Origin of the sequence: Novosphingobium sp. 9U, from assembly GCF_902506425.1 — a bacterium.
Taxonomy (GTDB): domain Bacteria; phylum Pseudomonadota; class Alphaproteobacteria; order Sphingomonadales; family Sphingomonadaceae; genus Novosphingobium.
In genome coordinates, this window is record NZ_LR732508.1 from 1 (window position 1) to 9,693 (window position 9,693).

Below are 9,693 nucleotides of genomic sequence, written 5' to 3' on the forward strand. Positions count from 1 at the left end.
TCTCCGCTGATGCTGGGCCCGGTCACCAATCGAGAGCCCGTTCTTCATCGTACCGGGGAACAACCACCTGCCTCAGCACCGATCGCGCAGTGGTGGACCGCTCCCAGCGATTACACCATGTTCATGTGGACTAACCAGCGCTTTGCAGGCTCCGTGTCGAGCGCATGAAGAGGCCGAAAGTGGGACTACCAGTAGTATCAATTGATAAGCGGAAGCGGATTTGGCACGAAGCTGCCTTCGCCGGCTTGATTGAACGTCAGTGCTGAAGCGAATTACCCACCGTTCAGTATATCCCGCGTGATGATGTCGACATGACGGATTTCGCACCCAGCCCTCATTGCACGCACTGCCCTTACAAGTGAGATGCTTCTTACCCATGCCTTGGCGGGAGTCGGCAAATAAGAACGTCGCCTCGTGCGTCCGAGGGATCAGTGCGGCCTTTGAAAGCAAGCTTGCCTCAGTCGGCTTCAACCTCGTCCTCGTCGCCAGAAAGCTTCCAAGCCTGCTAGCGCTCGCCGAAGAGATCCAAATCGCACATGCCGCGGAGGCGAGGGTTGTCTCATTCGACCTGATTAGACTCGACGCCCTCGAAACGGTGCGCCGTCACCGACGACATAGACGTTGGTTTATCTCGCCAACTTGACAGGCCGAGATCGGCTGATATTACGATACCAGCTAGTTTCTAAAATATTCGTCATTGCGCGAGCATCTAGGCCGCACCTGCTTTTAAACCAATGGCAGCGAGCTCAGGCTTTCGGCAGGCCGTGGCGTCGGAGATATCCCTCGATGAAGATGTCAACGCGTTCGGCAGTTTCTGCTTGGCTCGGCGGTGGTTCGTCAAAGCCAAGCGCCTTCCGGAAACCCAAGTTGCCCACGACAAGGTCGAAGAAAATCTCCGCGGCTAGGAAGCTGTCCACTCCACTGATCATACCCAGCTCGCGCAGCTCGTCGAAAACGATCGCAATCTTCCTGTTGAGGCTGGTCCGCCCCTGGTCATTTAGGGTGCGCACGAACTCTGGAAAGCGGGCGTGCTCAACGACGATCGTGCGTTCGACCGCGATCGTCTCCTCAGCCAGGGAATGGGTGACCAGTTCTCGGCCGAGCTGGAGCAGGTTGCTGCGCAGGCTATCTCCGGAGATTGGCAAGTCGAGCTGAAGGGCGGAGATGTTGGCATGGCAGTGGTCGCATACGGCACGAAACAGCTCGGTCTTGTCACCGATCAATTCGTAGATCGTCCGCTTGGTGACGCCCGCCGCCTTGCCTACCGCCTCGACCGTGGTCTCCTGGTAGCCCCCTGACGTGAACAGCGCCGAGGCAGCCTCGAGGATACGATTGCGGCGCGTGACGGGGTCGAGCGGCGGGCGGCCACGGCGCGGCTTCGCGACGGTCGGAGGCGCGTCGGCACGGGTCTGCTTGAGCTCAGCCATCGGATCGCTGCGCTCCATACAGGATGTTTCACAGGATGAAAACGGCGCGCCCGGCAGCACGGCCGGGCGCAGACCGCGACGGGAGAGGCAAGGTGAGTTCACAACTGCTGGCGGCGAGACCTTCCGTCACTCAGCAAGGCGCGCGCCAGGCACTCGCGGGCGCGGAGGCGCAGGCGCTCGCGTTCGGGGTGGGGATGAGTGTGGCGGTGGTGGATGCCGCCGGCCACTTGCTGGTTTTCACCCGCGATGACGAGGCCTTGCTCGTCACCATCGATGCTGCGATCGCAAAGGCTCGCACCGCCGCGCAAGCGCAAGTGGTGACCAAGGTGCTGCAGGCGTTTGTCGACACACAGTGTCCCTCGCTCATCGCGGTGCGTGCACTGATGCCTGCGAGCGGCGGCGTGCCTGTGCTGCACCAAGGGCGGGTGATCGGCGGTGTCGGCGCGAGCGGCGGTTCGCTTGAGCAGGACCACGCGGTGGCGCAAGCCGGCGCCGATGCCCTCGCCCAGCTTCTTCCGGCCTGACCAGCCAGCCATCAACACCAGCGGAGACCCGCATGTCCGACACCCCCGAACCCAAACTTTTCGAGATCTACCGCAGCCACGATTACCGTGACTACGGCGAGCACGGGATCATGAACCTCGATGACATCACGCCCACGATCGCCGAGGGGCTTGCCGCCTTCGATCGTAGCGGCGGTGGTGGTGGCCAGGTCGTGCGCATGGCGTATTCGCGGCCCGGCATGAGCCTGACGCATGTCTGGTTCAAGAGCGGCTACCCGCTGCCGCTCCACTCGCACACCAGCGATTGCCTTTACTATCTCCTGGCGGGCAGCATCCGCGTCGGCACCGAGGAGCTGGGTCCCGGCGACGGCTTCTTCGTCGCCAGCGACGTGCCCTACACGTACGAGACGGGGCCGAACGGCGCCGAGGTGCTCGAATTCCGCGCCACCGATCACCTCAACATTCGCTTCATGGCGAAGGCCAAGAAAGCGTGGGACAAGACCATCGCCAAGCTCGAAGCCAAGCGAGAGGATTGGGCGACGGAACTGCCGCCGAGCCAGGTGCCGCCCGTTGACGCCTGACTACACGCGGCTCGTCAATCCCGAGTTGCTGGAGGCCGCGTTGTTCATGCGCGAGACGACGCTCGCCTACACGCCGATGACGCGCGACAAGCTGCAGAGCCGCCGAGCCTGGATGGAGGAGAACGCCGGCACGCCGCTGCCCCATGTGCCCTACGAAGTGCGTGGGATCCCGCGGACGAGCGGGCCGGATGTTCTGGTCTACGTCGTCAATCCTCAGCCCGGACGCTCCCGGCCCGGCGTGCTGCACATGCATGGCGGCGGGTTTACCGCCAGCACGGCTCTGCTCAGCCTGCCACAAGTGCAGGCGATGGCGGCCGAGCTCGACTGCACGGTCGTCAGCGTCGATTATCGGCTCGCGCCCGAGACCACCTGGGAGGGCTCGCTCGACGACAACTACACGGCATTGCTGTGGCTGCATGCGAACGCCGATGCGCTGGGCGTTGCGCGCGATCGCATCGCGCTGGTGGGTGAAAGCGCGGGCGGCGGGCATGCGGCGCTTGTCGCGCTGGCGGCGCGAGATCGTGGCGAGGTCCCGGTGTGCTTCCAGTGCCTGACTTACCCAATGCTGGACGACCGGACCGGCACGTCGCGGCAATTGGCCGAGCACATCGGTTGGTTCGGCTGGAGCGCGGAGGCCAACCGCTTCGGCTGGGCCTCGTTCCTGGGCTGCCAACCGGGAGGCGATGCGGCTCCGGTCGCGGCAGTACCGGCCCGGCGCGAGGATCTCGCGGGATTGCCGCCGACGTGGATCGGGGTGGGCGGGCTGGACCTGTTCGTCGAGGAGGGTATCGATTTCGCCTTGCGGCTGAACCGTGCGGGGGTTGCGACAGAGCTGCTGGTGGTGCCCGGCGCCTTCCATGGCTTCGACTCGTTTCGGCGCGATGCGGCGGTATCGCGGCGGTTCGCTCGCGCGAGAATGGAGGCGCTGCGACGCGGCCTCGGCATCTGTCTATCGCAGGCGTAGCAAAACGCCCGCCGGCAAGTGCGGGATAACGCCTGGGAAGAGATCAACGGCGGACGTGCGGCCGGCGCTGGCCTGGCACGACAGGCTTGGCTCGAGTTCCGTCGTGCAAAAGGCTGAAGGAGGAACGCGAAAGCGGAACCGTCAGCTCGACCTCTGTTGCACGAAGCGCCGAGGATAGAGGCTCGCAGTGTCCCCTCGGCTCGCGACGGCTGGCTTATAGCAGGGCCGTCGGGATATGGCTTCGCATCCGGGTGCAGGCGCCCGTCTTGAGCGCCGGCCGCAGGGTGCGGGTGTTGGAACGATGCGCATCGTCCCCCGCACCCGCCGTGTCTTGGATCGCTCCAACTGCTACGGCATATAACCTAATTGGCACTATATGTCAAGCTTCATCGTCGACCCGGGTCTCGCCCGGGTCGACCATGTCCTTCACTTCCCGAACGCGAACGGCCGCAGCGTGAGCTTCAGGAACACCTGGCGGCCCGGCTCGTCGAACGTCAGGATCTCGTCCACGCCCGCCGGCCCTGCGCCATTGGTGCCGGTCTGCTGGCCGAACAGGATCACGCTGTTGGCGAAGTTGCTGGTTAGCTTGTTGCCACTGGTGAGCTTGTTGTTGAGGTTGTTGCCAACCAGGGACAGCTCCCAACTCTCGTTAGCAGCCTTGAGCGCCAGGTAGCCGTTCACCTTGATGTACGCGCGCTGGTACAAGTCGCGCCGCCGGCCGAGGCCCGCGAGATAGCGGCTGGAGTATTCGTTGCTGTTGCCCAGCGAGAGCGTCATGCCGGAGCCGACGGGCATCTCGTAGCCGAAGCCGAATGTCGCTTGCCACTCGGGGGCGCGCACCAGCGGAATGCCCGAGAGGTCCTGCACCGGCGCCACTCCGGTGCCAATCGGCGTGATCACACAGCCAGCGGCAATGGTCTGGCCGCCGTAGCAGGGCACGTTCTCCAGCTTGAGGAAGCGCGCGTGGTTCCAGTTCAGCGCGGCATTGAGCATCAGGCCCTCGATGCCGGCGGGGCGGAATGCCGCGTCGAAGTCGGCGCCGTAGACTTCGGCCGAACCGGCATTGAGCGTGCGGGTGATCGGCAACCCGCCCGACGGTCCGGTCGGGTCTGTCGGCTCGGTGGCGCCGACTTGCAGGCCCTTGTAGCGGTAATAGTAGCCCGCCAGGTTCACGAACAAGGCGCGGTCGAACGCGCGGGCCTTGATGCCCACCTCGGCGCCGCGCACCCGCTCGTCGCCGAAGGAATTGTCGCTGACCGGGCGCGTCTGCGGGTTGGTGATGGTGAACGAGCCCGACTTGTAGGCCTGCTTCAGCGAGGCGAAGAGGGTGAAGTCGTCGGTGGGCGTGTACGTCGCGGTCAGTTCCGGCGACCAGTTGCGCGAGGAAATCTTGGGCGTTGGCGGGGTGACCGGCAGGTAGCCGCCGGCGGCCGCGTTGATGAGTGTCGGCCGATCGCTGCGCTGCTCTGAGGTCCAGCGCGCCCCGCCGGCGATCTCCAGCACCGGAACGGGCTTCCAGCGCAACTGGCCGAACAGTGAAACCGAGTCGATCGACAAGTTGTGCTCGCCCGATGCGAGCAGCGCCGGCAGCCTGAGCGCGGTGTTCCCGCCCGCGGTGATGCGATTGTAGACCTGCCCGTCTTGGTAGAACAGACCGGCGAGGAAGTTGACGGGGCTCTCGCCGAAGTCGGACTCGATCCGGAACTCCTGCGTCAGGTCGCGGCGGCGGAACCGGTTGTCCGTGTAGAGCAGCGAGGCCGCGTAACCGCCACTCGTCGAATTGATGAACGTCGACGACTTCGCCTTATAATAGCCGCTGGTCGATGTGGCGGTAACGCCGTCGGTCAGCCGCGCCACCATCTCGAGTGTGCCGAAGTGCTGATCAAGGTCGAGAAAGGGCGTGCCGCCGTTCAGCGCCAGCGGGAACGCGGCGGGGCTGAAGTCGACTAGGTAGTGCGTGCGGTCGTACTTGCAGTCCTCGTTGGGGTTGAAGAACGGCACCCCGGAAGGTGCGCCGATCCCGTCGGGGCACGAGGAGACTTGCGGGCTGCCGCCGCCCTCGGCGCGGTCATGCGTGAAGTTGACCTTCAGCCGCGCGCGGAACGCCGGCGACGGCTCGTAGACCGCCGTGCCGCGCATGATCCAGTTCTTGCTCGGGTTGATGCGGTCGTACTTGGGATTGGCGCCGCCAAGGCCGGGCGCCGCGGTGGCCGGGTTCTTGAACCAGCCGTCCTCCTTCGACAGCATGCCGGCGAGGCGCACCCCGAACGTATCGGTGAGCGGGCCGGAGAGCATCAGCTCGCCGCGGCGCTGGCGGGCCTGGAACTCGTAGCTCGCTCGGCCGATCGCCTCCCATTCCTTGCCGGGATCGGCTGTGGTCAACGCGATCACGCCGCCCGGGCTGCTCTTGCCGAAGAACAGCGCCTGCGGGCCCTTGAGCACTTCGGCCTGCGCCAAGTCGAAGAAGCCGGACTGGTAGGCGAGGCCCTGGCTCAGCTGCAGCCCGTCGATGTTGAGCGACACCGACTGGTCGATGCCGGCGTCGAGCGAGGTGGTGCCCACGCCGCGCAGCGAGATCTGCGTGCCGATCGTCAACACCGAGTTGCCCATCTTGATGCCGGGCACGAACGAGGTGAGCGCGTGCAAGTCGACGATCTGGTGGTTCTCCAGCGTCTCGGCCGAGACCACCGCTTCCACCACCGGCACGTTGAGGATCGATTCCTGCCGCTTGCGCGCGGTGACGATGATGCCAGCAGGACCCGCTCGGACACCGTCCGCAGCAGGAGCGTCTTGCGCGCGAGCAGGCATTGTCCAGGCCGTCGCGGCGGCCGCACAGCAGAGCAGGTATCGCGCTTTCATCATCTCTTCCCCCAAGTCGTTCGTCGTTCGAAACGCCGTCGTGCGGGAAGGTCGCTGCCGTGATCGGCATGCGAACGGATGTACGGCATCGCTGCCGCGCCTCTCCCCTGCCCACTTGCTTCGTGGCTGTCGTGCCACTTGTGTAATTATTGAAACTGGATAGTTTCTAAAATCAAGAACCGGCCGCTGTAAAGACAAATCGCACGCAAGCGGCGAAACGCGTGGGGGAGAGGATCATGCAGGGGCATCGGAAGAGGGTTGTGCTGGCGGTTCTCGCCTTGCTTTCGGCCTGCGGTCAGCGCGGCGATGCGCCGGGCGGAACGGGCGAGGACTGGCTGACGCATGGCGGGGCCGACGACCAGAGCGGCTACAGCCGGCTCCAGCAAGTGGACACCGGCAACGTCTCGCGCCTCGGCCTCGCCTGGGCGCTGGAACTGCCGGGCGAGGTCTCGCTGGAGGCGACGCCGCTGGCGGTCGGCGGGACGCTGTACTTCACCGGCAGCCACTCGAAGGTCTACGCCGCCGATGCGCTGAGCGGCAAGCTGCGCTGGTCGTACGATCCAGAAGTCTGGCGCTATCCCAAGAAGATCAAGATCGTGTTCCCGGTCCATCGCGGCTGCGCCTATGCCGACGGGCTGGTGTTCTCGGGCACGCTCGACGGGCGGCTGTTGGCGCTCGACGCCGCCACAGGGGCGCTGCGCTGGAGCGTGGCGACAGTGGAGCAGGACGACCATCGCACCATCACCGGCGCGCCGATCACCTTCGATGGCCTGGTGCTGATCGGTCATGGCGGCGCCGACTACGGCGAACGCGGCTACGTCACCGCTTATAACCAGAAGACCGGGCAGCAGCGCTGGCGCTTCTACACAGTGCCGGGCAGCCCGCAACAGAACGCTGGCGACCCGGCCATGCAAGCGGCAGCGAAGACCTGGGGATCTGAATTCTGGAAGCACACCGGCGGCGGAGGCACGGTGTGGAACGGCATGACCTACGATGCGGAGCTCGACCGGGTCTATCTCGGCACCGGCAACTCCGGACCATGGGACCCGGTCGCGCGCGATCCCGGCGCCGGGGACAACCTCTATCTCGCCTCTATCGTCGCGCTCGAGGCAAAGACGGGCAAGTACCTGTGGCACTACCAGGTGAACCCGCGCGAGGCATGGGACTACAAGGCGACCCCGAATATCGTCGCCGCTACGCTGGAGATCGCCGGCAAACCACGCAAGGTGCTGATGCAGGCGCCGACGAACGGATTCTTCTATGTGATCGACCGCGAGACCGGCCGGCCCATCTCGGCCGAGAAGCTCGGCAAGGTGACCTGGGCAAGCCGCATCGACCTGAAGACCGGCCGCCCGGTCGAGAACGCAGGCATCCGCTACGAGCATGGCGATGCGACGATCTGGCCGGGGCAGCTCGGCGGGCACAACTGGCAGAGCATGGCCTTCAGCCCCAAGGCCGGCCTCGTCTACGTCCCGACGATGCAATTGGGCATGCACATCACCAAGCATCCGGCACCGGACGAGATCAGCTTCGGCGGCTTCGCCGTTTCGCCGGTGATCGCTGACGCCCGAGACGGCAAAGGCGCGCTGGTCGCCTGGGACCCAGTGACGCAAAAGGCGCGTTGGCGGGTCGATCACCGTTTCTTGTGGAACGGCGGCCCGCTGGCGACCGCGGGCGGACTGGTGTTCCAGGGTGCCGCGGATGGGCTGTTCACTGCCTACGACGCTGCGGACGGCAAGCGGCTGTGGCAGTTCGATGCCGGGCTGGGGATCGTCAGTTCGCCGATCAGCTATGTGGTGAGCGGCAAGCAGTACGTGGCGGTGCTGATAGGCTACGGGGGCAGCAGCTATGGCCGCGGGCTGCTCAATGCCGGGTGGAAGTTCGGCGCCCAGCCACGCCGGCTGCTCGCCTTCGCGCTCGACGGCAAGGCGCAGCTGCCCTCCTCGGCACCGCCAGACTTGGCAGTGCACCCGCTGGACGATCCCACCTATCGCATCGATACTGCAAGCCTCCAGGAGGGCCGCACGATCTACACCTGGCACTGCGCCATCTGCCATGGGGTCGACGTGATCTCATCGGGAGCGCCAGCGCCAGACTTGCGAGAGTCCGCTATAGCCTTGTCGCGCGAGGGTCTCAGGCAAGTTGTGCTCGACGGTGTGCTGGTCAAGAACGGCATGCCGGCGTTCGAAGAACTGCAGCCGAAAGACGTAGATGGCCTCTACAATTTCATTCGGGCTGAGGCACGTAAGGCAAGGCCGATGGTCCGAAACACGAGCTGAGTTCTTTTATTTGCGATGCGGCGGCGACCCAGTTGTGGCCTTTCAGAGGGCGCTCGGCTGCATTCCGCAATCTGCCACGCGTTCATATTGTCATTTGGCTAGTCTGGCGCTTGACGGTGTTGGGTGAACGCCGTTGACGGGTGGATCGCGGCCCGGCAGTTTGCCTCCGGATTGGGTTGTGAGAAGAACGGGCGGGCAGCAGAGGATCGGGGGATGCAACGAACGCTGAGCTTTATGTCTGCCGCGGCGGTGACCTTGGGCGCAACTCTAACAATGCCCGCACAAGCGTCGCCGCGAACCGCGACTGCAGTCGCCGTCGTGCAAGCCCAGGTAGACGCCTTCAACAAGGGCGACGTGAACGCGTTCGCGTCGCTCTACGCCGACAACGTAGAGATCTTCGATCTTGGATCTGATGCGAAGCCGAGCCTCTCTGGCCGAGGTGCCCTGATCGCCCGTTACGAGCCGATGCTGAGCAGATACCATCCACGCGCTACGGTCCTCTCGCGCGTTGAGGCTGGCGCTTTCGTCATTGACAAGGAGCGCACCGAGGCGGGTGGCAGAGCAAGCGAGGGCGTCGCTATCTATCAAGTCGAGTCCGGGAAGATCCGAAGGGTCTGGTTCGCTCCCTAGTGGGCAGCACTTCAACCGAGATCCAGCGGCATCGCTAGTCTTGAACTTGAACCGCAGAGCCGCTCGGGGGTGCAGCGCATGTTAGCTGTCCTCACGTGGCCTTCGGCCGTTGACCCATAAGGCGCCGTTCCGGCCGCCCTTCTCGCTCACCACTTGCGGCCATTCAGAGACGCTCAGTCGCCTCCCACATCCTGCCACTTGTTCACGTTGGCTAGGCGCCAGTTTTCGCGGCTCGGTGGTGTTGTCTGAACCAACCCGACGGGGTGAAAGCATGGCGGTAGGGGACTCTGAGCACGTCGAGCGCCGCCTCAGGGCGACAGTAGAAAGCGGGACTGCCTTGTCGATCGCGGCCGACGGTGACTTCAGTTTGAGAGCAAGACCCGGAGTGCCGCTGGTCACGAAGCGGACTAGCTCTACATGCACGTTGTAGAGGACGAACGGCATGAACAG

7 protein-coding genes and 1 pseudogene are annotated in these 9,693 nt (G+C 64.8%); 6 read left to right on the forward strand and 2 right to left on the reverse strand.

The features are described from left to right. Nucleotides 1-281: 281 nt before the first annotated feature. A pseudogene (locus tag GV044_RS19150) lies at nucleotides 282-362 on the forward strand (DUF427 domain-containing protein); the annotation flags it as partial. Nucleotides 363-746: 384 nt separating this feature from the next. Here the strand turns inward: GV044_RS19150 and GV044_RS19155 are convergent. Continuing rightward, nucleotides 747-1,427, reverse strand: coding sequence for a TetR/AcrR family transcriptional regulator (locus GV044_RS19155; RefSeq protein WP_159873920.1), 681 nt, complete (start codon nucleotides 1,425-1,427; stop codon nucleotides 747-749). A 92-nt stretch (nucleotides 1,428-1,519) separates the two neighbouring features. Between GV044_RS19155 and GV044_RS19160 the strand changes: the two genes are divergently transcribed. From GV044_RS19160 to GV044_RS19170, 3 genes are read left to right on the forward strand one after another with little or no spacing between them, the layout of a single operon-like run. Next, nucleotides 1,520-1,951: a heme-binding protein gene (locus GV044_RS19160; protein WP_159873922.1), complete on the forward strand. Its 432-nt coding sequence runs from the start codon at nucleotides 1,520-1,522 to the stop codon at nucleotides 1,949-1,951. Between the two features lie 32 nt (nucleotides 1,952-1,983). After that, nucleotides 1,984-2,511, forward strand: coding sequence for a cupin domain-containing protein (locus GV044_RS19165; protein WP_159873924.1), 528 nt, complete (start codon nucleotides 1,984-1,986; stop codon nucleotides 2,509-2,511). After that, nucleotides 2,501-3,475 carry an alpha/beta hydrolase gene (locus tag GV044_RS19170; protein ID WP_236555110.1) on the forward strand — a complete coding sequence of 325 codons (975 nt, stop codon included), beginning with the start codon at nucleotides 2,501-2,503 and terminating at the stop codon, nucleotides 3,473-3,475. Before GV044_RS19165 ends, GV044_RS19170 begins: the two co-directional genes overlap by 11 nt. A 426-nt stretch (nucleotides 3,476-3,901) precedes the next feature. On the opposite strand, the gene GV044_RS19175 is transcribed toward GV044_RS19170, so the two are convergent. Next, complete coding sequence (locus GV044_RS19175) at nucleotides 3,902-6,334, reverse strand: TonB-dependent receptor (RefSeq protein WP_159873926.1); 2,433 nt, start codon at nucleotides 6,332-6,334, stop codon at nucleotides 3,902-3,904. 236 nt (nucleotides 6,335-6,570) lie between these two features. Here GV044_RS19175 and GV044_RS19180 point away from each other — a divergent pair, with 236 nt between their 5' ends. Further along, the gene (locus GV044_RS19180) at nucleotides 6,571-8,613 is read left to right on the forward strand and encodes a PQQ-dependent dehydrogenase, methanol/ethanol family (protein ID WP_159873928.1); all 2,043 of its coding nucleotides are present in this window, start codon (nucleotides 6,571-6,573) and stop codon (nucleotides 8,611-8,613) included. A 123-nt stretch (nucleotides 8,614-8,736) separates the two neighbouring features. Continuing rightward, nucleotides 8,737-9,243, forward strand: a complete 507-nt coding sequence (locus GV044_RS19185; protein ID WP_159873930.1) for a nuclear transport factor 2 family protein — start codon at nucleotides 8,737-8,739, stop codon at nucleotides 9,241-9,243. Nucleotides 9,244-9,693: the final 450 nt, after the last annotated feature.

Bases quoted from the DNA above. Each gene is read 5' to 3' on its own strand.
- GV044_RS19155 (WP_159873920.1), bottom strand. From the start codon at position 1,427: ATGGCTGAGCTCAAGCAGACCCGTGCCGACGCGCCTCCGACCGTCGCG.
- GV044_RS19165 (WP_159873924.1), top strand. From the start codon at position 1,984: ATGTCCGACACCCCCGAACCCAAACTTTTCGAGATCTACCGCAGCCAC.
- GV044_RS19175 (WP_159873926.1), bottom strand. From the start codon at position 6,334: ATGAAAGCGCGATACCTGCTCTGCTGTGCGGCCGCCGCGACGGCCTGG.
- GV044_RS19180 (WP_159873928.1), top strand. From the start codon at position 6,571: ATGCAGGGGCATCGGAAGAGGGTTGTGCTGGCGGTTCTCGCCTTGCTT.